This window comes from Pseudomonas putida, assembly GCF_002025705.1.
GTDB classification, from domain to species: Bacteria; Pseudomonadota; Gammaproteobacteria; order Pseudomonadales; family Pseudomonadaceae; genus Aquipseudomonas; species Aquipseudomonas putida_J.
Map to the genome: position 1 here is coordinate 509,764 of NZ_CP018846.1, position 20,758 is coordinate 530,521.

Genomic DNA, 20,758 nt, shown 5'->3' on the forward strand with positions numbered 1-20,758 from the left:
GGGAATCATGCCGGATGCAAGGTCAGCGCAATCCCTGTGGGAGCGGGTTCACCCGCGAATGCGCGAGTACAGGCGACGATGAACCTTCAGGCCTGGATCAATCGCTCGACCAACCCTGCCGCATAGCCTGGTAACCCGGCGAAATCCCGCGCGCACAACAGCAACCGCCGGTTGGCCCAGTCCTCTCGCAGTGCCACCCAGTGCATCGGCAACACCCCCTTCCAGCGCTGCACCGATGCCAGCGGCACCACGCCGATACCGGCGCCACCGGCGACCATGCGTATCACCCCGTCAAACCCTTCGGCCCGCACCCGTACCTGCATGCGCTGGCCTTCGCGCAGAGCCTGTTCTTCCAGGTATAACGCCAAGGCACTGTTCGCCCCCAGCCCGACATGGCCATGGGCAAGGCACTCGACGAAGCTTGGGGTGGGCTCTGCGGCGAGGGGGTGACCCAGCGGTGTCACCAGCACCAGCGGATCATCGCGAAACGGCAAAGTCTGCAAATGCGCGCTGGGCGCTGCGGTGGAAATGATGCCCAGATCAGCCGTGCCCTGGGTTATCGATTGCACGATGCGCAGGCTCGGCAGCTCTTGCACGTCGATGCCGATCCCAGGGTTGTCGGCAAGGTAGCTGGCCAGCAGCTCCGGAAGATACTCGGTCAACGCTGCGGTGTTGCACAGCAGCCGCACCTGCCCTTGCTGGCCCCTGGCATATTGGGCCAGGTCGAACTGCAGGCGCTCGACCTGTTGGGCGATTTGCCGCGCATGTTGCAACAGCGCCTGGCCGGCGGGCGTCGGCTGCACGCCGCGGCGATTGCGCTCAAGCAAAGGTGTGCCGAGCGAGGCCTCCATGGCGCGGATGCGTGCACTGGCCGCTGGCAGCGACAGATGGCTGCGGCGGGCGCCGGCGGTGATGTTGCCGCACTCGGCGGTGTGCTGGAAAAGCCGGAGGTCGATCAGGTCGAAATGCATCTGCCTCTGTCCTGGCGAGAGTCTGGCTGAGTATATGGCAGATTTTCAGTACAACCGCTGCGCGCCATCATGGTGACCATGGATACCTTGATCGCTTTCTACCAGAACATCGGTCCGGCATTGACGCTGCTAGTGGTCATCACCTTCCTGCTGGCCGGTGCCGTCAAGGGTGTGATCGGCCTCGGCCTGCCGACCATCGCCATGGGCCTGCTGGGGCTGGCTATGTCACCGGCGCAGGCTGCGGCGCTGTTGATCGTTCCCTCTACGCTCACCAACCTCTGGCAGCTCGCTGCCGGTGGGCATCTGCCGACGCTGTTGCGCAGGCTCGGACCGATGCTGGTGATGATTTTCGTCGGCACGTTGCTTGGCAGTGCCTGGCTGGGTATCAACAGCGGGCCGTGGGCCGTGCATGCGCTGGGCGCGGCGCTGGTGATCTACGCGCTGTACGGGCTGGCAGGGCCGGCCTTGCGCGTGGCACCGGGGCGGGAAGGGTGGTTGGGCCCGATTTGCGGGCTAGTGACAGGCCTGGTCACTGCGGCCACTGGCGTATTCGTGATGCCTGCGGTGCCTTACCTGCAGAGCCTGGGCCTGAGCCGCGACGAGATGATTCAGGCGTTGGGCCTGTCATTCACGGTCTCGACCCTCGCCCTGGCCCTTGGCCTGGCCGGGCAGGATGCCCTGGGTGGGCAAGCGCTGGGTGCTTCGCTGCTGATGCTGGCGCCGGCACTGCTGGGCATGCTAGCCGGGCAGTGGCTGCGCCAACGCATCAGTGCAACGTTGTTCAAGCGCTGCTTCTTCATCGGCCTGGCCGCGCTGGGCGGCCATTTGCTGATCAACGGTTAGCGGACGAGGCGCTGAGCATCACGATCGGCTGGATGTCGAAATCGCGCTCAAGGTAGTCCATGCGCTTTTCGAAGAACTCGACCATATGCGGCAGTGCCGAGTGCACGTCCAGCGCCGCCTTGTCGGCCCACACCTCATAGAACACGAACAGGCTCGGGTCCTGCTGGTCGCGCAGCATGTGGTATTCGATGCAGCCAGGTTCCTGGCGGCTTGGCTCGACGTAAGCGCGGAACAGGGTTTCGAAGGCTTCGGCCATTTCCGGGCGGGTCTTGGCCTTGAGGATGAAAGCGTGCTGCTCGCTCATGGATCGGTGCTCCCAAGTGGTTGATGAATCGATTCTACGGCAATAATGCGTATCGAATTCTTGACTTGAGATCAATTGTATTTTGCCGCACGCCTGCTGTATCCCGCGCTCGCGAGCCATTAATGTGCCGGTCATCCCTTTATGACCCGAGGCCCAGCATGAAAAACATCCTACTGCTCAACGGCGGCAAACAGTTTGCCCACTCCGACGGCCGTCTCAACCTGACCCTGCACGACGCCGCGCTGGCCCACCTGGACCGTGCCGGTTTCGATGTACAGCAGACCTTCATCGACTGTGGCTACGACGTCCAGGCCGAAGTGGAGAAATTCCTTTGGGCCGATGTGATCATCTACCAGATGCCGGGGTGGTGGATGGGCGCGCCGTGGACCGTGAAGAAGTACATCGACGAAGTTTTCACCGCCGGCCACGGCAGCCTTTATGCCAACGACGGCCGTACCCGTTCCGATCACTCGCAGAAGTACGGCAGCGGTGGCCTGGTGCACGGCAAGCAGTACATGCTGTCGCTGACCTGGAACGCACCGCAGCAGGCGTTCGATGACCCGACCGACTTCTTCGAGGGCAAAGGTGTGGATGCGGTGTACTTCCCGTTCCACAAGGCCAACCAGTTCCTGGGCATGACCGGCCTGCCGACCTTCCTGGCGGTCGATGTGATGAAGCGCCCGGATGTGCCGGCGGCGTTGGCGGCTTATGAAGCGCATCTGGACAAGGTGTTCGGCAAGGCTATCTAATCCCTGCATGGTTCACGCACAGGCGCTCAAGTGAAAACCCGATCCGAAGAACTCCAGGTATTCGTCGCCGTCATCGATTGCGGTTCGATCTCTGCCGCCGCCGAGCAGATGGGCCAGACCCCATCGGCGGTCAGCCGCACGCTGTCACGCCTGGAGGCCAAACTCGGCACCACGCTGGTAAACCGCACCACCCGGCGCATGGACCTCACCGAAGAAGGCCGCTTCTTCCTCGAACGCTCGCGCCTGGTGCTGGAACAGATGGACGAGATGGAAGAGCGCCTGTCGATGAACCGCCAGACCCCATCCGGGCGTCTGCGCATCAACGCCGCCGCGCCGTTCATGCTGCACGCCATCCTGCCGTGGATTGGCGAGTTCCGTCGCCAGTACCCCGGCATCGAGCTGGAACTCAACACCGACGACCTGATCATCGACCTGCTGGAGCAGAGTACCGATGTGGCCATCCGCATTGGTGACCTCGCCGACTCCAGCCTGCATGCCCGCTCGCTCGGTTGCAGCCCGGTACAGGTGCTGGCGAGCCCGCAGTACCTGGACCAACACGGTACACCGGAGAAGGTCGAGGACCTGAACAACCATTGCCTGCTCGGCTTCAGCCAACCTGAGTCGCTCAACCAGTGGCCGCTGCGTCATGCTCAGGGTGACCGCTGGAGCATCCGCCCGGCATTGATCGCCTCCAGCGGCGAGACCCTGCGCCAGCTGGCGCTGGCCGGGGAGGGCATCGTCTCGCTGTCACACTTCATGACCCACGAAGACATCCGCGCCGGCCGCCTCAAGGTGCTGCTGAGCGAGGCCAGCAACGGCTACCGCCAGCCGATCCACGCGGTGTATTACCGCAACACGCAGCTGGCCCTGCGTATCCAGTGTTTCCTCGACTTCATCCAGCGCAAGCTGGCGATGTACGCCTGCTGAGTTGCCTGAACGCGACAGTTCCTGTCCACAGGCGGCGAAACTTCCTCTGTTTGATTGCACAGTCGAAACGCTTCGGCCTTACTGACTGCTCAACAAAAACAACACCAAGGAAGTGTCATGCGTATTGTCCCGTTCCAGTACCTGGCTCTGGCAGCCGCGATCCTGAGCTGTTCCTCGACTTACGCCGCCACGTTGGAAGGTGGCGCTGTAGCTGCGCCCGATCAATATGGTGCACAGGTAGCCGCCGACATTCTCAAGAAGGGCGGCAACGCCGTGGATGCTGCTGTAGCGACGGCGTTCACCCTGGCTGTGACCTACCCCGAGGCGGGCAACATCGGTGGCGGTGGCTTCATGACCCTGTTCGTCGACGGCAAACCGTACTTCCTCGACTACCGCGAAGTGGCGCCCAAGGCCGCCACGCGCAACATGTACCTGGACGACAAGGGCGAGGTGATCGAAAACCTGAGCCTGGTCGGCGTGCGTGCTGCGGGTGTGCCCGGTACGGTGATGGGCCTGTGGGAGGCCCACCAGAAGTTCGGCAAGCTGCCCTGGAGCGAGCTGCTGACTCCGGCCATCGGCTATGCGAAGAACGGCTTCAAGGTCGCCGAAAAGCAGTACCAGTACCGCAACGACGCCCAGGGCATGTTCAAGACGGCGACCAACTTCAACGATTACTTCGGCAACATGAAAGTCGGTGAGCTGTTCAAGCAGCCGGAAATGGCCCAGACCCTCGAGCGCATCGCCGACAAAGGCGTGAGCGAGTTCTACCAGGGCAAGACTGCCGACCTGCTGGTGGCGCAGATGCAGGCCGACAAGGGCCTGATCACCAAGGACGACCTCAAGGACTACAAGGCGGTGTGGCGCGAGCCGATGGCCCTGAGCTGGCGCGGTAACGTGGTCTACACCGCGCCACCGCCAAGCTCCGGCGGTGTGGCCTTGGCCCAGCTGCTGGGCATCAAGGAAGACCGCGCGGCGGACTTCAAGGGCGTGGCGCACAACTCGGCGCAGTACATCCACCTGCTGGCGGAGATCGAGAAGCGAGTGTTCGCCGACCGCGCCGACTACCTCGGTGACCCGGCCTTCACCAAGGTGCCGGTCGACCAGCTGGTTGCCAAGGACTACCTGGCCAAGCGTGCCGCGCAGGTCAACCCGAATGCCATTTCCGAGACTGACAAGGTCAAGCCAGGGCTGGAACCGCACCAGACCACGCACTTCTCGATCGTCGACAAGCAGGGCAACGCGGTCAGCAACACCTACACCCTCAACCTCGATTACGGCAGCGGCGTGGTGGTCAAGGGGGCAGGCTTCCTGCTCAACGACGAGATGGACGACTTCAGCGCCAAACCGGGCGCAGCGAATGCCTTTGGCGTGGTCGGTGGCGACGCCAACGCCATCGAACCGGGCAAGCGCATGCTGTCATCCATGAGCCCGAGCCTGATGACCCGCGACGGCAAGGTCGAGCTGGTGATCGGCACCCCGGGCGGATCGCGGATCTTTACCTCGATCTTCCAGGTGATGAACAACCTGTACGACTACGGCATGCCGCTGGAGAAGGCCGTGGCTGCGCAGCGTGTGCACCATCAATTGTTGCCAAAGGACACCATCTATTTCGACAGCTATGCGCCGCTGACCGGGCCTGTGGCTGATGAGCTTAAGAAGATGGGTTATGTGCTGGAGGACCAGGGTTGGGAGATGGGCGATATCCAGGCGATTCGGGTCAATGGGGCGCAGCTTGAGACCGCTTCGGATCCGCGTGGGCGTGGGGTGGGGATGATCGTCAAGTAATTACATTCGAGGTTGCCGGGAGGGCTTTGCCCTCCTATCCGACCGGTCCGGCGCCCCGGCAAGGCCGCTCCTACAGAGGTCTGCGGATCCCTGTAGGAGCGGCCTTGCCGGGGCGCCGGACCGGTCGGATAGGGCCGCAGGTCAGACGCGGAACTGGCTGACCAGCGTCTGCAGGTGACCACCCAGGCGCGCCAGCTCTACGCTGGACGCCGCTGTCTCATCGCTGGCAGCGGCCGTCTGTTCCGACACATCCCTTACATTCAGAATGCTGCGGCTAATCTCCTCAGCCACCGCACTCTGCTGCTCGGCCGCCGCAGCGATCTGCTGGTTCATGGACTGGATGCTCGACACCGTGCTGGTGATGTTCTCCAGCGAGGTCCCGGCCTTGCGCGCCAGCTCCACACTGCTGTCGGTCAGCGTGCGGCTGCCCTGCATGGCATTGGCCACTTGCTGGGTACCGTGCTGCAGGCTGGCTACCAGCTCTTCGATCTCTTCGGTGGACTTCTGCGTGCGCTGGGCCAGGCCACGCACTTCATCGGCCACTACCGCGAAGCCACGGCCAGCCTCACCGGCACGGGCCGCCTCGATCGCGGCGTTCAGTGCCAGCAGGTTGGTCTGCTCGGCTACCGACTTGATCACGTCCATCACGCTGCCGATCTTCTGGCTTTCCTGCTGCAGCAGGTTCATGGCCTCGGTGGAACGGTGCACTTCTTCGGCCAGGCGCTCGATCTGGCTGATCGCCTCGCCCACTACGCGGTCTCCGGCGCGGGCCTCGTCGTCGGCACCGGTGGCCGCGTGCGACGCTTGCTCAGCGTTGCGCGCCACTTCCTGAACGGTGGCGGCCATTTCGTGCATGGCGGTGGCCACCTGGTCGGTCTCGACCTTCTGGCTGTTGGCGCCAGCGCTGGTCTGCTCGGTCACCGCCGACAGCTCTTCGGCGGCACTGGCGATCTGGGTGACGCCGTCACGGATGCCGCTGATCAGGTCGCGCAGGGTGGTGCCCATGCGCGCGATGCCTTGTTGCAGTACACCAATCTCGTCGCGGCGGGTGACGCGCAGGTCGTGGGTCAGGTCGCCAGCGGCGATGCGTTCGACAGCTTGCAAGGTCTCGCGCAGTGGGCGGGTGATCTGGCGGGTGATGACAACCGCGGCGATCACGCCAGCCAGCAGCGCCAACAGTGTGGCGATAGTTTGCAGGCTGCGTGCCTGGGCGCTTTCGACATCACGGCGGTCAATCTGGATCTTGTACAGCGCGTCGCTGCGCTTGACGATGTCGGCACCCTCCACAGTCATTTCCGCACGGGCAACGTTAATGGCAGCGACCGCGTCGCGGAACTGGCGCACGGCATCGCGGTAGGCCAATACCGCTTGTTCGAACTGCTGCACATGGGGCGCTTCGGCTGGTAGCTGGCGCTTGAGACTGTCGATATCGGCCAGCGAACTGTCCAGCTGACGCAGGGCGGCCTGCTCGTTGCTGGTGCTGTTGTCGGCAATGTAACCGCGCACATCGACGCGCACCTGCAACAGTTGTTGGCGCGCCTTGCTGATCAGTTGGTACTGGGCCAGGCGCACGCTGTCAGCCTCGGGGCGGGACATGACGTCCTGGCTGAGCGTTTCCATGGCGTCATCGGCCTTGGCCGCCGACACGTTCATCGCATCGCGGGCGGCCAGCGAACTCTTGTAACCGGCGCGCATCTTGTTCAGCGACACCTTGTACTCGCTGATGGTCTGCCCCAGCTCCTTGAGCAGCACGACGTTGGCCGGGCTGGTGAAGGTGCTGACCAGGTATTCCTGCTGCTTGCTGAAGGCGTCGAGCTTGGCCTGTGTGTTGGCGGCGGCGGCATCATCGCCGTTGGCGATCATGTATTGCAGGCGCGCCACGCGCAGGTCGGTCAGGTCCTTGTTGAGCTGGCCGATGTCGCCCATCCAGTTGCTGCGGTCGATCAGGCTGCCCAGGCTGGTCCAGCCGGTCAGGGCCAGCAGGCCGGTTAGAAACAGCACCAGGCCGAAGCCCAGGCCGAGTTTGAGGTTGACGCTGATGTTGGCGAACCAGCTGTTCATGCACGCTCTCCAGAAAATTCATTCGCTCACTTGATCATCGATCGCAGGGCGTTGTTGTTCTGGGGGCCTGCTGATTCGTGCAGGTGTTATCGGCACGACGAAGGGAAAGCTGAATCGCTTTTTCAGCAGATTTGTAACTGTGTGAAAACGTTTGCGTTTTGGAGATTGCAGGGGGCTGCTTTGCAGCCCATCGCCGGCAAGCGCGGCTCCCACAGGTTCTGCGCTGGCTTTTGTCTCAAAGGCTACGCGCGCTGAAGGTATCGCAGCTGTTCACATTACCCTGGGCAAACCCGGCCTTGAACCAGCGCACCCGCTGCGCCGAGGTGCCATGGGTGAAAGAGTCGGGCACCACGCGCCCCTGGCCTTGCTGCTGCAGCCGGTCATCGCCAATGGCATTGGCCGCATTCAGCGCCTCTTCAACATCGCCAGGTTCCAGCCAGTTCAGCCGCTTCTGCGCCTGATACGCCCACACCCCGGCCAGGCAGTCAGCCTGCAGCTCCTGGCGCACCAGCAGGCCATTGTCGCCTTCCATGCGCTGGCCACTGCGCCGCGCGGCATCGACCTTGGCCGACACACCCAGCAAGGTCTGCACATGGTGGCCGATCTCGTGGGCGATCACGTAAGCCTGGGCGAAATCACCCGCTGCGGCGAAGCGGGTTTCCATCTCGCGGAAGAACGACATGTCCAGGTAGACACGTTGGTCCGCCGGGCAGTAGAACGGCCCGACCGCCGCAGAAGCAAACCCACAGGCGGAGTTCACCTGGCCGCTGAACAGCACCAGCTTGGGATCGCGGTATTGCTTGCCAGCCTGGGCGAACAGCGCCTTCCAGGTATCCTCGGTGTCACCCAGGATCGAGGCGACGAACTGCGCCTGTTCGTCATTGGCCGGCGGTGCCTTGCCGCCTGCTCCAGCCGGAGCTGCCTGATGTTGCTGCTGGTCCATCTGCCCTGCGAGCTGGCCGAGGATCTGCAGCGGGTCCTGGCCGGTAAGCCACCCGATGCCGACGATCAGCAATATCGCCCCAAGCCCCAGCCCCTTGCCGCCGCCAAAGCGCATGCCGCCGCCACCGCCACCTTCGCCACGGGCATCGACCACATTGTCGCTGCGCCGGCCTTTTCGCCATTCCATGAAGTGCTCTCCAGAGCGTGAAACATGGGGATAAAGATTAGTTCACCCCAGCCAAAGGTACTAATGCATAACCATTTGGTTATGTATTGGGTGGCTGATTTCAATATTCATCTGGCCCGACCTATCTGAAACTGCAAGTCCGCCTGCCGTGTACAGGCGTTTTCATAATTCCAAGAGAGGAATCCGGCATGCCCGCCCAGGACAACAGCCGCTTCGTGATCCGTGATCGCAACTGGCACCCCAAGGCCCTGACGCCTGACTACAAGACGTCCATTGCCCGCTCGCCGCGCCAGGCACTGGTCAGCATCCCGCAGTCGATCAGCGAAACCACCGGCCCGGACTTTTCCCATCTGGGTTTTGGTGCCCACGACCATGACCTGCTGCTGAACTTCAACAACGGCGGCCTGCCGATCGGCGAGCGCATCATCGTTGCCGGCCGCGTCGTCGACCAGTACGGCAAGCCTGTGCCGAATACCTTGGTGGAGATGTGGCAAGCCAACGCCGGCGGCCGTTACCGCCACAAGAACGACCGCTACCTGGCGCCGCTGGACCCGAATTTCGGTGGCGTTGGCCGCTGCCTGACCGACCGCGACGGTTACTACAGTTTCCGCACCATCAAGCCGGGCCCATACCCATGGCGCAATGGCCCGAATGATTGGCGCCCGGCGCACATCCACTTCGCCATCAGCGGCCCGTCGATCGCCACCAAGCTGATCACCCAGCTGTATTTCGAGGGTGACCCGCTGATCCCGATGTGCCCGATCGTCAAGTCGATCGCCAACCCCGAAGCGGTGCAGCAGTTGATTGCCAAGCTCGACATGAGCAACGCCAACCCGATGGACTGCCTGGCGTACCGCTTCGACATCGTGCTGCGCGGCCAGCGCAAGACCCAATTCGAAAACTGCTGAGGACCCCGCCATGCCTATCGAACTGCTGCCGGAAACCCCCTCGCAGACCGCCGGCCCCTACGTGCACATCGGCCTGGCCCTGGAAGCGGCCGGCAACCCGACCCGCGACCAGGAAATCTGGAACCGCCTGGCCAAGCCGGACGCTGCTGGCGAGCACATCCTGCTGATCGGCCAGGTGTATGACGGTAACGGCCACCTGGTTCGTGATTCGTTCCTGGAACTGTGGCAGGCGGATGCCGCTGGCCAGTATCAGGATCAATACAACTTGGAAAATGCCTTCAACAGCTTCGGCCGCACCGCTACCACCTTCGATGCCGGTGAGTGGACCGTACAAACGGTCAAGCCGGGTGTGGTGAAGAACGCTGCCGGTGTGCCGATGGCCCCGCACATCAACATCAGCCTGTTTGCCCGTGGCATCAATATCCACCTGCACACGCGTCTGTATTTCGATGATGAGGCTGAAGCCAACGCCAAGTGCCCGGTGCTCAACCTGATCGAGCAGCCGCAGCGCCGCGAAACGCTGATTGCCAAGCGTTGCGAGGTGGACGGGAAGACGGCGTATCGCTTCGATATCCGTATTCAGGGGGAAGGGGAGACGGTGTTCTTCGACTTCTGATGCAAGCCCTTGGGGCTGCTTTGCAGCCCATCGCGACGCAAGGCCGCTCCTACAGGAATATGCGTTCCCCTGTAGGAGCGGCCTTGCCGGGGCGCCGGACCGGTCGGAAAGGGCTGCAAAGCAGCCCCGGCGATTTGAAAGTCAGCGCCGAACCAACAGGACGCCACTTTCCATGTGGTGGGTGTAGGGGAACTGGTCGAACAACGCACAACGCTCGATGCGGTGCGTGTCCTGCAACTGGGCAATGTTCGCCGCTAGCGTCTCCGGATTGCACGAGATGTACAGGATCCGCTCGAAACGCCGGGTCAGCTCGCAGGTGTCCGGGTCCATGCCGGCACGCGGCGGGTCGACGAACACCGTGCCGAATTCGTAGCTTTTCAGGTCGATCCCTTCCAGCCGACGGAACGGGCGCACGTCATTCAGCGCCTGGGTCAGTTCTTCTGCCGACAGGCGCACCAGCCGCACGTTATCCACAGCGTTCTCGTCGAGGTTGCTCAGCGCGGCATTGACCGAGGTCTTGCTGATCTCGGTGGCCAGCACCTGGCGCACGCGTGTGGCCAGCGGCAGGGTGAAGTTGCCGTTGCCGCAATACAGCTCCAGCAGGTCGTCCTCACGCTCGCCGATGGCCTCGAAGGCCCAGCTCAGCATCTTCTGGTTCACCGCGCCGTTGGGCTGGGTGAACGCACCTTCTGGCTGGCGATAGCTGAACACACGGCCGGCGACATCGAGCTTTTCCACCGCGTAGTCGCGGCCGATCACCAGGCGTTTGCCCTTCGAGCGGCCGATCAGGCTCACGCCGAGGTCTTCGGCCAGCTGCCGGGCAGCCACTTCCCAGGCTTCGTCCAGCGGGCGGTGGTAGCACATCGTGACCATGGCATCGCCGGCCAAGGTGGTGAGGAACTCCACCTGGAACAGGCGGTTGCTCAGCGTTTCGCTAGCCTGCCAGGCGGCTTTCAGGCGCGGCATCAACTCGTTGATGCGCTGGCTGGCGATGGGGAAATCGTCGATCAGGATCGCCTTGTGCTTATCGCCCGGGGCAAACATCGCATAGTGGCGCTGGCCGTCTTCACGCCACAGGCGGAACTCGGCGCGCAGGCGGTAGTGCTCGCGCGGCGAGTCGAAAACGGCCGGTTCCGGCGCGCCAAAGGGCGCCAGCAACTCGCGCAGGCGGGCGACTTTGCCCTCGAGCTGGGTGTCGTAGGCGGAGGGATCGAAGACAGCACTCATGCGTTGAACCAGCCCAGCTTGATGACGAACAGGATGGAAAGGATCACCAGGGCCGGGTTCAGGTCGCGGTGGCGGCCAGAGATCAGCTTGACGGCGGTCCAGGAGATGAAGCCGAAGGCAATGCCGTTGGCGATCGAGTAAGTCAGCGGCATGGCCAGGGCGGTCACCACCACCGGGGCGGCTTCGGTAACGTCGTCCCAGTTGATTTCCGCCAGGCCCGAAGCCATCAGCACGGCAACGAACAGCAGCGCCGGGGCGGTGGCGAAGGCTGGCACGCTACCGGCCAGCGGGGCAAAGAACAGCGCCAGCAGGAACAGGATGGCGACCACGATGGCGGTCAGGCCGGTGCGGCCCCCGGCGCTCACGCCAGCAGCGGATTCGATGTAGCTGGTGGTGGTCGAGGTGCCCAGCAGGGACCCGGCCATGGCTGCGGTGCTGTCGGCGATCAGGGCGCGGCCCATCTTTGGCATGTGGCCATCCTTGCCCATCAGGCCGGCGCGCTTGGCCACACCGATCAGGGTGCCGGAGTTGTCGAACAGGTCGACGAACAGGAAGGCGAAGATCACGCTGACCAGGCCCACGTCGAGTGCGCCCTTGATGTCCAGCTGCAGGAAGGTCGGTGCCAGCGAAGGCGGCATGGATACCACGCCACCGAACGGGGTCACGCCCATCACGATCGAGGCGATGGTCACGGCGAGGATGCCGATCAGCACCGCGCCTCGCACCTTCAGCGACTCGAGGCCGACGATCAGGAAGAAGCCCAGGGTAGCGAGGATCGGTGCCGGCTGCTTGAGGTCGCCCAGGCCAACCAGGGTTGCCGGGTTATCGACGACGATGCCGGCATTATGCAGGGCGATGAACGCCAGGAACAGGCCGATGCCAGCAGCAATCGCCGAACGCAGTGGCAGCGGGATACTGTTCACGATCCATTCGCGGATGCGGAAGATCGACAGCAGGAAGAACATCACCGCCGAGAGGAACACCGCGCCCAGTGCCACCTGCCAGGTGTGGCCCATGTGCAGGACCACTGTATAGGTGAAGAACGCGTTCAGGCCCATGCCCGGCGCCAGGGCGATCGGGTAGTTGGCGATCAGACCCATGGTGGTCGAACCGATGGCGGCGGCCAGGCAGGTGGCGACGAAGATCGCGCCTTTGTCCATGCCGGTCTCGCCGAGAATGCTCGGGTTGACGAACAGGATGTAGGCCATGGCCAGGAAGGTGGTGACGCCCGCAAGAATCTCGGTGCGCACATTGGTGTTGTGTGCTTTTAGTTGAAACAGCCTTTCCAGCATGCCCGCTCCCCAGGGCGCCCTCGCGCCGTGAATGTATCGACCCCATCAGCAAAGCACAGACCGTAGCGGATGCCGTGGTTTTGTGTGGGGCGGAAAAAAGCCGCGCATCATACCAGCATGCTTGGCGGGGGCCTATCGCCGTTGGGGAATGGGTTACCTTTAGCCTGTGCCGGCCTCTTCGCGGGTAAACCCGCGCCCACAGGGATATAGCAAGGGCGGCCCCCTGTGGGAGCGGGTTTACCCGCGAAGAGGCCAGCACAGGAGAGCGAATTATTCGTTGTGCAACCGGTCTCGCTTGGCCAATGTCGGGAACAACTTTATCCACACCCCGGTCACCACCAGCGTGCCGACCCCACCCATCACCACCGCCGGCACCGTGCCGAACCAGTGCGCCGTCACCCCGGACTCGAACTCACCCAGCTGGTTCGAAGCGCCGATGAACAACCCGTTGACCGCGCTCACCCGCCCACGCATCTCATCCGGCGTCTCCAGCTGCACGAAGGCGCCGCGGATGACCATGCTGATCATGTCCGCCGCGCCCAGCACCACCAGCACCGCCAGCGAGAACCAGAACGAGGTCGACAGGCCAAAGGCGATGGTCGCCACGCCGAACAGCCCGACGGCGGTGAACATGGTGCGGCCGACCTTGCGCTCCACCGGGAAGCGCGCCAGCCACAGCGACATCAGCAGTGCCCCCACCGCCGGCGCCGAGCGCAGCAGGCCCAGGCCCCATGGGCCGGTAAGCAGGATGTCCTTGGCAAACACCGGCAGCAAGGCGGTCGCGCCACCGAGCAGCACGGCGAACAGGTCCAGCGAGATGGCCCCGAGAATGTCGGGGCGGCTGCGGATAAAGCGGATCCCGGCCATCAGCGATTCGATACTGGCGCGGCCACGCTGAGGCACCTGCTGGCGCGAGTCGAGGCTGAGCATCAGCAGGCAGGCGATGGCGTACAGTGCGACGGTCGGGCCGTACACCCAGATGCTGCCAAATGCGTACAGGAAGCCGCCCACGGCCGGGGCGACGATGGTGGCGGCCTGGGTCGCCGAGGCCGAAGCGGCCACCGCTCGCGGGAACAGCCCGGCAGGCACCACGTTGGGTAGCAGCGCCTGGGTCGCTGGCATTTCGAACGAGCGGGTGGCACCGAGCAGGAAGGCCAGGACGAAAATCAGTTCGCGGCTGACGTTGTCGGTGGCGCTGCCCACGGCCAGCGCCAGGGCGATCAACCCCTGCAAGGTCTGGCACAGCGCCGCGACCTTGCGTCGGTCATAGCGGTCGGCGACGTGCCCGGTGTGCAGCATGAACAACACCCGTGGGGCGAATTCGACCAGGCCCACCAGGCCCAGGTCGAGCACATTGCCGGTCAGCTGGTAGAGGTGCCAGCCAATGGCCACGGTGAGCATCTGGAAGCCGCTGGCGGTGAACACCCGGGCCAGCCAGAAAGCGATGAACGGGCGGTGATGACGCAACAACTGCGGTGCGGAATCGGACATCGGAAACCTGTTGGCCTCGGCGCAGTAGAGGGGCCCGCAGCGTATCATCTGTTTGTAACAAACGGTTACTGTTTGCCGGGATCGGCACTTTTTCACGTTTCGCGAAAGAGGGTGGGGCAACCGGTCACGCGGCAAACAACCACACGGCCCGGCGGGCCATTCGGGACTATGCTTCCTAGCAATCGTTGACCTGGATCAATCGTTCCAGACCTAACGAATGGGCCCTCGGGCCGGAATCCCTGCGATCGAACAGAACAATTCCAACATGCCGCACTCGACTACCGTGGGGGCAGTGGGCGACGGGGCCACAAGCCCGGACGCCGGATTATCTGAAGAGGAAGCACCATGTTCGGAATAGAGGCCTTAGAGCTCGCCCGAATGCAGTTTGCCTTTACCGTGTCGTTCCACATCCTGTTCCCGGCCATCACCATCGGCCTGGCGAGCTACCTGGCAGTCCTCGAAGGCCTCTGGCTGCGGACCCACAACCAGGTCTACCGTGACCTCTACCACTTCTGGTCGAAGATCTTCGCCGTCAACTTTGGCATGGGCGTGGTCTCCGGCCTGGTCATGGCCTACCAGTTCGGTACCAACTGGAGCCGGTTCTCCGACTTCGCCGGTGCCGTCACCGGCCCATTGCTGACGTATGAAGTGCTGACCGCCTTCTTCCTTGAGGCGGGCTTCCTTGGCGTCATGCTGTTTGGCTGGAACCGTGTCGGCCGTGGTCTGCACTTCTTTTCCACGGTGATGGTCGCGCTCGGCACCCTGGTCTCGACCTTCTGGATTCTGGCCTCCAACAGCTGGATGCAAACCCCCCAAGGCCACGAGATCATCGATGGCCGGGTGGTGCCAGTGGACTGGCTGGCGGTGGTATTCAACCCATCGTTCCCCTATCGCCTGATGCACATGGCCACCGCCGCGTTCGTTTCCACGGCCTTCTTCGTCGGTGCTTCGGCGGCCTGGCACCTGCTGCGCGGGCGTGACAACCCGGCGGTGCGCAAGATGTTGTCGATGGCCATGTGGATGGCCCTCATCGTCGCGCCGATCCAGGCGGTGATCGGTGACTTCCACGGCCTCAACACGCTCAAGCACCAACCGGTGAAGATCGCCGCGATCGAAGGCCACTGGGAGAACGTGCCCGGTGAACCGACCCCGCTGATCTTGTTCGGCATCCCCGACATGAAGGCCGAAACCACCCGCTTCAAGATCGAGATACCGGCGCTCGGCAGCCTGATCCTGACCCACAGCCTGGACAAACAGGTGCCGGCGATGAAGGAGTTCCCGCCTGAAGACCGGCCCAACTCGACCATCGTGTTCTGGTCGTTCCGGATTATGGTCGGGCTCGGCTTCCTGATGATCTTCGTCGGCCTGTGGAGCCTGTGGTTGCGCAAGCGCGGCACACTCTACACCTCGCGGCCGTTCCTGTATGTGGCCCTGTGGATGGGCCCGTCCGGCCTGGTCGCGCTGCTCGCCGGCTGGTTCACCACCGAGATCGGCCGCCAGCCGTGGGTGGTGTATGGCCTGATGCGTACCGCCGATGGCGTGTCCAACCACAGTTATGCACAGCTCGGTTTCACCCTGGTGGCATTCGTGGTGGTGTACTTCGCCCTGTTCGGCACCGGCCTTGGCTACATGATGCGCCTGGTGCGCAAAGGGCCGCAGACTGGCGAGGGTGACGAGCACAACCCCGGAGGCCCTGGCACCACACGCACACCGGCGCGGCCACTGTCCGCCGCCGATGATGGCCGTGAGGCCGAGTCCGCCAGCCTGAGCAAGGGGAACTGAGCCATGGGTATCGACCTTCCGCTGATCTGGGCCGTGATCATCATCTTCGGCGTCATGATGTACGTGGTGATGGATGGCTTCGATCTGGGCATCGGCATGCTCTTCCCCTTCGTCAAGGGTGAGCGTGACCGCGATGTGATGATGAATACCGTTGCCCCCGTGTGGGACGGCAACGAAACCTGGCTGGTGCTGGGCGGCGCCGGGCTGTTCGGGGCGTTCCCGATGGCCTACGCCGTGGTGCTCGAAGCGCTGTACCTGCCGCTGATCCTGATGCTGATAGGCCTGATCTTCCGGGGCGTGGCCTTTGAGTTCCGCTTCAAGGCCAAGGCCGACAAGCGTCACGTGTGGGACAAGGCGTTCATCGGCGGCTCACTGGTCGCCACCTTCTTCCAAGGCGTGGCGCTGGGTGCCTTCCTCGAAGGCTTCAAGGTGGTCGATCGGCATTTTGCCGGTGGCACGCTCGACTGGCTGACACCGTTCAGCCTGTTCTGCGGCCTTGGCCTGATCGTCGCTTACACCTTGCTGGGCTGCACCTGGCTGATCATGAAGACCGAGGGCGACCTGCAACTGAAGATGCACGACCTTGCCAGGCCACTGGCGCTGGTACTGCTGGCAGTGATCGGCATCGTCAGCCTGTGGACCCCGATCGCCTATCCGCAGATTGCCGACCGCTGGTTCAGCATGCCCAACCTGTTCTGGTTCATGCCAGTGCCGCTGCTGGTCCTGGTGACCTTCTACGGCTTGCTCAAGGCGGTGGCACGCAATGCGCACTACACGCCATTCCTGCTCACCCTGGTATTGATCTTCCTGGGTTACAGCGGGCTGGGCATCAGCCTGTGGCCGAACATCATCCCGCCGTCGATCTCGATCTGGGATGCCGCAGCGCCGCCGCAGAGCCAGGGCTTCATGCTGGTGGGCACGTTGTTCATCCTGCCGTTCATCCTCATGTATACCTTCTGGAGCTACTACGTGTTCCGCGGCAAGGTGACCCATGAAGACGGCTATCACTAGGAGGGCGCCATGATGACCGGTAAACATGGCCTGGAAGAGAAGAAACCGCTGTGGCAGCGACTGGGTTGGCTGGTGCTGATCTGGGCGATGAGCGTGGCAGCGCTGGGCGTGGCGGCCTGGGTGATGAGGCTGTTCATGGGGGCAGCGGGCCTGACCACCCATTGATTCAGGCCTTCAGGGCCCTGTCGCCGGCAAGCCGGCGACAGGGCCCTGAAGGTTTACTTGCGGGCTTTGAGGATCACGAACTTCGGCGTCGCGGCCACTTGCTCGACACCGCGGAACAACCGCGCCAGTTTGCTGTGATAGCCCAGGTGACGGTTACCGACGATGTACAGTGCGCCGCCCACCACCAGCGCCTCACGCGCCTGTTGGAACATGCGCCAGGCCAGGAAGTCACCCACCACCTGCTGCTGGTGGAACGGCGGGTTGCACAGCACCACATCCAGCGACTGTTTCTCCACCCCGGCCAGGCCATCCCCCGGCATCACCGTTACCGGCCGCTCACCCAGGGCAGCCTGCCAGTTCTCCTGCGCCGATTGCACCGCCATGTACGATTCATCGACCAGAGTGAAGTGCGCCTCCGGGTTGGCCAGCGCGCTGGCAATGGCCAGCACGCCGTTGCCGCAGCCGAGGTCGGCAACGCGGGCGTTGCCCAGGTTGCGCGGCAAGTGAGGGAGGAAGGCACGGGTGCCGATGTCCAGGCCCTCGCGGCAGAACACATTGGCATGGTTGAGCAGTTCAAGTGCCGGCGTATCGAGCAGGTAGCGGGTCGGGTACGGCGACTTGGCAGCAGGGCGGTCGGCGACCGAGGCGGTCAGCAGGCGGGCCTTTTTCTGCGCCAGTGAGGCTTGCACCGGGCCGATGTACTTTTCCATCAGGTCGCCAGCCGCTCGCGGCAGGTGCTTGATCATGGCACCTGCAATCACCTGGGCGCCGGGTGCCAGGTGGCCTTGCAGGCGGATCAGTTGTTCTTCGAGCAGCGCCAAGGTCTTGGGCACGCGTACCAGCACTCGGTCGAACGGGCCTTGCCAGTGTTCGCTTGCCGGCACGAAGGGCACGCTGTCGAAGGCCTTGTCATTGCGCGCAAGGTTCTTCTCCAGGGCCATGCGCGCCAGGTGCGAGTCGCCGCTGCTGACCACCTGCAGGTGCCCGGCCAGGCTGGCCGCCAGGGCGCCGAAGCTGTCGTTGAGCACCAGCACGCGGCTGCCGGCTTCCAGGCCCTGCGCGTGCAACTGCTCGAGCAGGTATTCATCGGCGGCATCGAAGGCCTGCAGCGGGTCATTGGCCTGGTCCGGCTGGCGGATCAGGTCGAGTTCGGCGTAGGGGGTGGTCAACAGGGGCATGGCGTCTGGCTCGGGTACGGATCTGCCCACGGCGGTTCGCCACGAGCTTTGCTGCGCGATTCTACAGGGCTTTGCCCGAGGCCGCAGGCCTGGCTACTGTTCGATCAGGCCGCGCATCATTGCGATGGCGATGGCACCGGCCTTGTTGGCGGCGTTGGTCTTGGTGATCACGCTGCGGATATGGAAGTTCACTGTGCTCTGCGACAGCGACAGGATGCAGGCCACGTCGGCTGCTGTCTTGCCGGCTGCCGACCACTTGAGCACTTCGATTTCGCGGTCGCTCATCTTCAGCGGCACACTGAGCTTGGCCAGATGGTATTCACTGATGATCGCGTGCAGGGTGTGGCACAGCCACTGCACCTTGCCTGCCTTGTCATACAGCTCGGCGATTTTCACTTCGCCGAGTGGCCGGCACACGCTGACCTGGCTTTCATTGTGCTGCAGGTCATGCAGGGACTGCGTCCAACCATGGCGCAGGCCATGCGCGCAGGCTTGTTCGCGGTAGTGGGGCACGTCACGGTACAGCTCGTCGGTCCATAGCACCGGCATGGTCGAGGAGTGGCTACGGGTGGCAGCAGCGTCCTGTTTGTAGAAGTCGTCGCGCTGATAACGCTCGATCCACTCGACTGGGTAGTTGCTGTAGAGGTACAAGCGGGGAGACTGGGCGGCGAGTTGAATGCGAACCTTCAAACCCATGAAATCCATACCCAGGTCCTGGGCAAGGTGCACCGCAAGGTCGAACACCTTGTGCGGCGTACTCTCGCTGACGAGCTTGTGCAGATGCTCATGGTTCCATTGAAGCATCTCTCGAACTCCTTCCGTTTCCGGGATCCAATCCGTTTGCATACCGGGAAGATTGTAGGAAAAGACTGAGCGTTATGTTGGGATTTTTTGTTATAGCGGTCATGGTTTCATAAAGTAACAATTAGAGCCGTATGCTGTGTCCCTACACTCCGGCGGTTTTTATCCTGCCCGCTTTGCGCGACACTGGGCGCACGCTATCGATGGAGCCCGTCATGACCGCCAGTGCCGACAAATTTACCCGCCAGACCCTGCTCGACGTCCAGCCACTGACGCCGAACCTGTTCAGCCTGCGGGTTACGCGCGACCCAGGGTTTCGCTTTCGGGCCGGCCAGTTTGCCCGGCTGGGCGTGAGCAAGGCTGATGGCAGCGTGGTCTGGCGTGCCTACTCCATGGTCAGTGCTCCCCATGACGAATACCTCGACTTCTTTTCAATCGTGGTACCGGGCGGGGAGTTCACCAGTGAGCTGAGCCGCCTGGGCGAGGGCGATACCCTGTTGATCGACCGTCAGGCGTTCGGCTACCTGACCCTCGACCGCTTTGTCGGCGGCCGCGACCTCTGGCTGCTGGCGACCGGTACCGGCATTGCGCCATTCATGTCGATTCTGCAAGACTTCGAAGCCTGGGAGCGCTTCGACAACATAAAGCTGGTGTATTCGGTCCGTGAGGCGAAAGAGCTGGCGTATGTAGACGACATCGCCGGGTTGGAGCAGCGTGACTATCTGGCCGAGTTCGCTGGCAAGCTGCAGTTCATTCCGGTGGTGACCCGTGAGCAGCACCCAGGGGCATTGAATGCGCGCATCACCACGCTGATCGAGAATGGCGAGCTGGAAAAGGCGGCAGGCCTGGAACTGTCGCCCGAGCATTCGCGAATCATGCTCTGTGGCAACCCGCAGATGATCGACGAGACACGCAAGGTGCTCAAGGCGCGTGACCTGCAACTGAGCCTGAGCAAGCGGCCGGGGCAGGTGGCGGTGGAAAACTACTGGTGATGCAAAGGGGCCGCGATGCGGCCCCCGTTGTTTCAGGGCAGGCGGTTCTGGTTTTGCGCCTTGAGCAGATCGCGGATCTCGGTCAGCAAGGTTTCCTGCGGCGTCGGTACCGGCGGAGTGGTGGGGGCCACGGCTTCTTCACGCTTGAGCTTGTTGATGGCTTTCACGCCCATGAAGATGGCGAAGGCGACGATGATGAAGTCGATCACGGTCTGGATGAACTTGCCGTAGGCCAGCACCACGGCCGGTATATCGCCTTCAGCAGCCTTGAGGGTAATTGCCAGGTCGCTGAAGTCGACACCGCCGATCAGCAGCCCCAGTGGTGGCATGACCACGTCCCCGACGAACGAGGAGACGATCTTGCCGAAGGCCGCGCCGATGATGATACCGACCGCCATGTCGACGACATTACCTTTGACCGCGAAGGCCTTGAACTCACTGAGCATGCCCATGTTTGATTCCTTGTAACAAATGGTGAGGTAAACGCAGTGTAAGCCACTTAAACGCTTCATGCGCTGGCTTCAGG

The 20,758-nt window shown here is 63.2% G+C and carries 20 protein-coding genes; 10 read left to right on the forward strand and 10 right to left on the reverse strand.

Features of this window, described 5'->3' with window-relative positions; genetic code table 11:
- Positions 1 to 86 precede the first annotated feature (86 nt).
- A complete protein-coding gene (locus BUQ73_RS02390) occupies positions 87 to 971 on the reverse strand; it encodes a LysR substrate-binding domain-containing protein (RefSeq protein WP_079226516.1) in 885 nt (294 codons plus the stop codon).
- 78 nt (positions 972 to 1,049) lie between these two features.
- Between BUQ73_RS02390 and BUQ73_RS02395 the strand changes: the two genes are divergently transcribed.
- Positions 1,050 to 1,814, forward strand: coding sequence for a sulfite exporter TauE/SafE family protein (locus BUQ73_RS02395; RefSeq protein ID WP_079230468.1), 765 nt, complete (start codon positions 1,050 to 1,052; stop codon positions 1,812 to 1,814).
- On the opposite strand, the gene BUQ73_RS02400 is transcribed toward BUQ73_RS02395, so the two are convergent.
- Positions 1,804 to 2,118 (reverse strand): putative quinol monooxygenase, encoded by a 315-nt coding sequence (locus BUQ73_RS02400; RefSeq protein ID WP_027918390.1) that lies wholly within the window; start codon positions 2,116 to 2,118, stop codon positions 1,804 to 1,806. The two genes, BUQ73_RS02395 and BUQ73_RS02400, sit on opposite strands and share 11 nt — an antisense overlap.
- A 158-nt stretch (positions 2,119 to 2,276) precedes the next feature.
- Here BUQ73_RS02400 and BUQ73_RS02405 point away from each other — a divergent pair, with 158 nt between their 5' ends.
- The 3 genes from BUQ73_RS02405 (at position 2,277) to ggt (ending at position 5,579) form a co-directional block, all read left to right on the forward strand.
- Entirely contained in the window at positions 2,277 to 2,867 is a 591-nt protein-coding gene (locus tag BUQ73_RS02405) for an NAD(P)H-dependent oxidoreductase (protein WP_079226517.1), read from the forward strand.
- A gap of 30 nt (positions 2,868 to 2,897) precedes the next feature.
- Positions 2,898 to 3,794: a LysR family transcriptional regulator gene (locus BUQ73_RS02410; protein WP_079226518.1), complete on the forward strand. Its 897-nt coding sequence runs from the start codon at positions 2,898 to 2,900 to the stop codon at positions 3,792 to 3,794.
- Positions 3,795 to 3,911: 117 nt separating this feature from the next.
- Positions 3,912 to 5,579 (forward strand): gamma-glutamyltransferase, encoded by a 1,668-nt coding sequence (gene ggt, locus BUQ73_RS02415; protein ID WP_079226519.1) that lies wholly within the window; start codon positions 3,912 to 3,914, stop codon positions 5,577 to 5,579.
- A gap of 141 nt (positions 5,580 to 5,720) precedes the next feature.
- On the opposite strand, the gene BUQ73_RS02420 is transcribed toward ggt, so the two are convergent.
- Positions 5,721 to 7,640, reverse strand: a complete 1,920-nt coding sequence (locus tag BUQ73_RS02420) for a methyl-accepting chemotaxis protein (RefSeq protein ID WP_079226520.1) — start codon at positions 7,638 to 7,640, stop codon at positions 5,721 to 5,723.
- Positions 7,641 to 7,875: 235 nt separating this feature from the next.
- The gene (locus tag BUQ73_RS02425; protein ID WP_079226521.1) at positions 7,876 to 8,769 is read right to left on the reverse strand and encodes a neutral zinc metallopeptidase; all 894 of its coding nucleotides are present in this window, start codon (positions 8,767 to 8,769) and stop codon (positions 7,876 to 7,878) included.
- Between the two features lie 188 nt (positions 8,770 to 8,957).
- Between BUQ73_RS02425 and pcaH the strand changes: the two genes are divergently transcribed.
- Both pcaH and pcaG read left to right on the forward strand, forming a co-directional pair.
- Positions 8,958 to 9,677 carry a protocatechuate 3,4-dioxygenase subunit beta gene (gene pcaH, locus BUQ73_RS02430; protein WP_079226522.1) on the forward strand — a complete coding sequence of 240 codons (720 nt, stop codon included), beginning with the start codon at positions 8,958 to 8,960 and terminating at the stop codon, positions 9,675 to 9,677.
- Between the two features lie 10 nt (positions 9,678 to 9,687).
- Positions 9,688 to 10,293, forward strand: a complete 606-nt coding sequence (pcaG, locus tag BUQ73_RS02435; RefSeq protein WP_079226523.1) for a protocatechuate 3,4-dioxygenase subunit alpha — start codon at positions 9,688 to 9,690, stop codon at positions 10,291 to 10,293.
- Positions 10,294 to 10,434: 141 nt separating this feature from the next.
- Here pcaG and trmA read toward each other — a convergent pair whose 3' ends face one another.
- From trmA to BUQ73_RS02450, 3 genes are all read right to left on the reverse strand, one after another.
- Positions 10,435 to 11,520 carry a tRNA (uridine(54)-C5)-methyltransferase TrmA gene (trmA, locus tag BUQ73_RS02440; RefSeq protein ID WP_079226524.1) on the reverse strand — a complete coding sequence of 362 codons (1,086 nt, stop codon included), beginning with the start codon at positions 11,518 to 11,520 and terminating at the stop codon, positions 10,435 to 10,437.
- Positions 11,517 to 12,812 carry an NCS2 family permease gene (locus BUQ73_RS02445; RefSeq protein WP_027918399.1) on the reverse strand — a complete coding sequence of 432 codons (1,296 nt, stop codon included), beginning with the start codon at positions 12,810 to 12,812 and terminating at the stop codon, positions 11,517 to 11,519. Before BUQ73_RS02445 ends, trmA begins: the two co-directional genes overlap by 4 nt.
- A gap of 270 nt (positions 12,813 to 13,082) precedes the next feature.
- Positions 13,083 to 14,303 (reverse strand): MFS transporter, encoded by a 1,221-nt coding sequence (locus tag BUQ73_RS02450; RefSeq protein WP_027918400.1) that lies wholly within the window; start codon positions 14,301 to 14,303, stop codon positions 13,083 to 13,085.
- A gap of 345 nt (positions 14,304 to 14,648) precedes the next feature.
- Between BUQ73_RS02450 and BUQ73_RS02455 the strand changes: the two genes are divergently transcribed.
- From BUQ73_RS02455 to BUQ73_RS02465, 3 genes are read left to right on the forward strand one after another with little or no spacing between them, the layout of a single operon-like run.
- Complete coding sequence (locus tag BUQ73_RS02455; protein WP_079226525.1) at positions 14,649 to 16,085, forward strand: cytochrome ubiquinol oxidase subunit I; 1,437 nt, start codon at positions 14,649 to 14,651, stop codon at positions 16,083 to 16,085.
- 3 nt (positions 16,086 to 16,088) lie between these two features.
- A complete protein-coding gene (gene cydB, locus BUQ73_RS02460) occupies positions 16,089 to 17,096 on the forward strand; it encodes a cytochrome d ubiquinol oxidase subunit II (protein ID WP_079226526.1) in 1,008 nt (335 codons plus the stop codon).
- 9 nt (positions 17,097 to 17,105) lie between these two features.
- Positions 17,106 to 17,261, forward strand: coding sequence for a DUF2474 domain-containing protein (locus tag BUQ73_RS02465; protein WP_016489104.1), 156 nt, complete (start codon positions 17,106 to 17,108; stop codon positions 17,259 to 17,261).
- A 53-nt stretch (positions 17,262 to 17,314) separates the two neighbouring features.
- On the opposite strand, the gene BUQ73_RS02470 is transcribed toward BUQ73_RS02465, so the two are convergent.
- Together BUQ73_RS02470 and BUQ73_RS02475 are read right to left on the reverse strand one after the other, a co-directional pair.
- Positions 17,315 to 18,439: a methyltransferase gene (locus BUQ73_RS02470; protein WP_079226527.1), complete on the reverse strand. Its 1,125-nt coding sequence runs from the start codon at positions 18,437 to 18,439 to the stop codon at positions 17,315 to 17,317.
- Between the two features lie 93 nt (positions 18,440 to 18,532).
- A complete protein-coding gene (locus BUQ73_RS02475) occupies positions 18,533 to 19,243 on the reverse strand; it encodes an autoinducer binding domain-containing protein (RefSeq protein WP_079226528.1) in 711 nt (236 codons plus the stop codon).
- Positions 19,244 to 19,455: 212 nt separating this feature from the next.
- Here BUQ73_RS02475 and BUQ73_RS02480 point away from each other — a divergent pair, with 212 nt between their 5' ends.
- Positions 19,456 to 20,232: a ferredoxin--NADP reductase gene (locus tag BUQ73_RS02480; protein WP_079226529.1), complete on the forward strand. Its 777-nt coding sequence runs from the start codon at positions 19,456 to 19,458 to the stop codon at positions 20,230 to 20,232.
- A gap of 32 nt (positions 20,233 to 20,264) precedes the next feature.
- Here BUQ73_RS02480 and mscL read toward each other — a convergent pair whose 3' ends face one another.
- Positions 20,265 to 20,684, reverse strand: coding sequence for a large-conductance mechanosensitive channel protein MscL (gene mscL / locus BUQ73_RS02485; protein WP_079226530.1), 420 nt, complete (start codon positions 20,682 to 20,684; stop codon positions 20,265 to 20,267).
- Positions 20,685 to 20,758 lie beyond the last annotated feature (74 nt).

What these genes read in the sequence shown, in the direction of transcription:
- BUQ73_RS02425 (WP_079226521.1), bottom strand. Translation starts at nt 8,769, where the DNA reads ATGGAATGGCGAAAAGGCCGGCGCAGCGACAATGTGGTCGATGCCCGT.
- BUQ73_RS02405 (WP_079226517.1), top strand. Translation starts at nt 2,277, where the DNA reads ATGAAAAACATCCTACTGCTCAACGGCGGCAAACAGTTTGCCCACTCC.
- BUQ73_RS02395 (WP_079230468.1), top strand. Translation starts at nt 1,050, where the DNA reads ATGGATACCTTGATCGCTTTCTACCAGAACATCGGTCCGGCATTGACG.
- BUQ73_RS02450 (WP_027918400.1), bottom strand. Translation starts at nt 14,303, where the DNA reads ATGTCCGATTCCGCACCGCAGTTGTTGCGTCATCACCGCCCGTTCATC.
- BUQ73_RS02480 (WP_079226529.1), top strand. Translation starts at nt 19,456, where the DNA reads ATGACCGCCAGTGCCGACAAATTTACCCGCCAGACCCTGCTCGACGTC.
- trmA (WP_079226524.1), bottom strand. Translation starts at nt 11,520, where the DNA reads ATGAGTGCTGTCTTCGATCCCTCCGCCTACGACACCCAGCTCGAGGGC.
- BUQ73_RS02475 (WP_079226528.1), bottom strand. Translation starts at nt 19,243, where the DNA reads ATGCTTCAATGGAACCATGAGCATCTGCACAAGCTCGTCAGCGAGAGT.
- BUQ73_RS02470 (WP_079226527.1), bottom strand. Translation starts at nt 18,439, where the DNA reads ATGCCCCTGTTGACCACCCCCTACGCCGAACTCGACCTGATCCGCCAG.
- BUQ73_RS02455 (WP_079226525.1), top strand. Translation starts at nt 14,649, where the DNA reads ATGTTCGGAATAGAGGCCTTAGAGCTCGCCCGAATGCAGTTTGCCTTT.
- BUQ73_RS02400 (WP_027918390.1), bottom strand. Translation starts at nt 2,118, where the DNA reads ATGAGCGAGCAGCACGCTTTCATCCTCAAGGCCAAGACCCGCCCGGAA.
- mscL (WP_079226530.1), bottom strand. Translation starts at nt 20,684, where the DNA reads ATGGGCATGCTCAGTGAGTTCAAGGCCTTCGCGGTCAAAGGTAATGTC.
- pcaH (WP_079226522.1), top strand. Translation starts at nt 8,958, where the DNA reads ATGCCCGCCCAGGACAACAGCCGCTTCGTGATCCGTGATCGCAACTGG.
- pcaG (WP_079226523.1), top strand. Translation starts at nt 9,688, where the DNA reads ATGCCTATCGAACTGCTGCCGGAAACCCCCTCGCAGACCGCCGGCCCC.
- cydB (WP_079226526.1), top strand. Translation starts at nt 16,089, where the DNA reads ATGGGTATCGACCTTCCGCTGATCTGGGCCGTGATCATCATCTTCGGC.
- BUQ73_RS02465 (WP_016489104.1), top strand. Translation starts at nt 17,106, where the DNA reads ATGATGACCGGTAAACATGGCCTGGAAGAGAAGAAACCGCTGTGGCAG.
- BUQ73_RS02390 (WP_079226516.1), bottom strand. Translation starts at nt 971, where the DNA reads ATGCATTTCGACCTGATCGACCTCCGGCTTTTCCAGCACACCGCCGAG.
- BUQ73_RS02420 (WP_079226520.1), bottom strand. Translation starts at nt 7,640, where the DNA reads ATGAACAGCTGGTTCGCCAACATCAGCGTCAACCTCAAACTCGGCCTG.
- BUQ73_RS02445 (WP_027918399.1), bottom strand. Translation starts at nt 12,812, where the DNA reads ATGCTGGAAAGGCTGTTTCAACTAAAAGCACACAACACCAATGTGCGC.
- ggt (WP_079226519.1), top strand. Translation starts at nt 3,912, where the DNA reads ATGCGTATTGTCCCGTTCCAGTACCTGGCTCTGGCAGCCGCGATCCTG.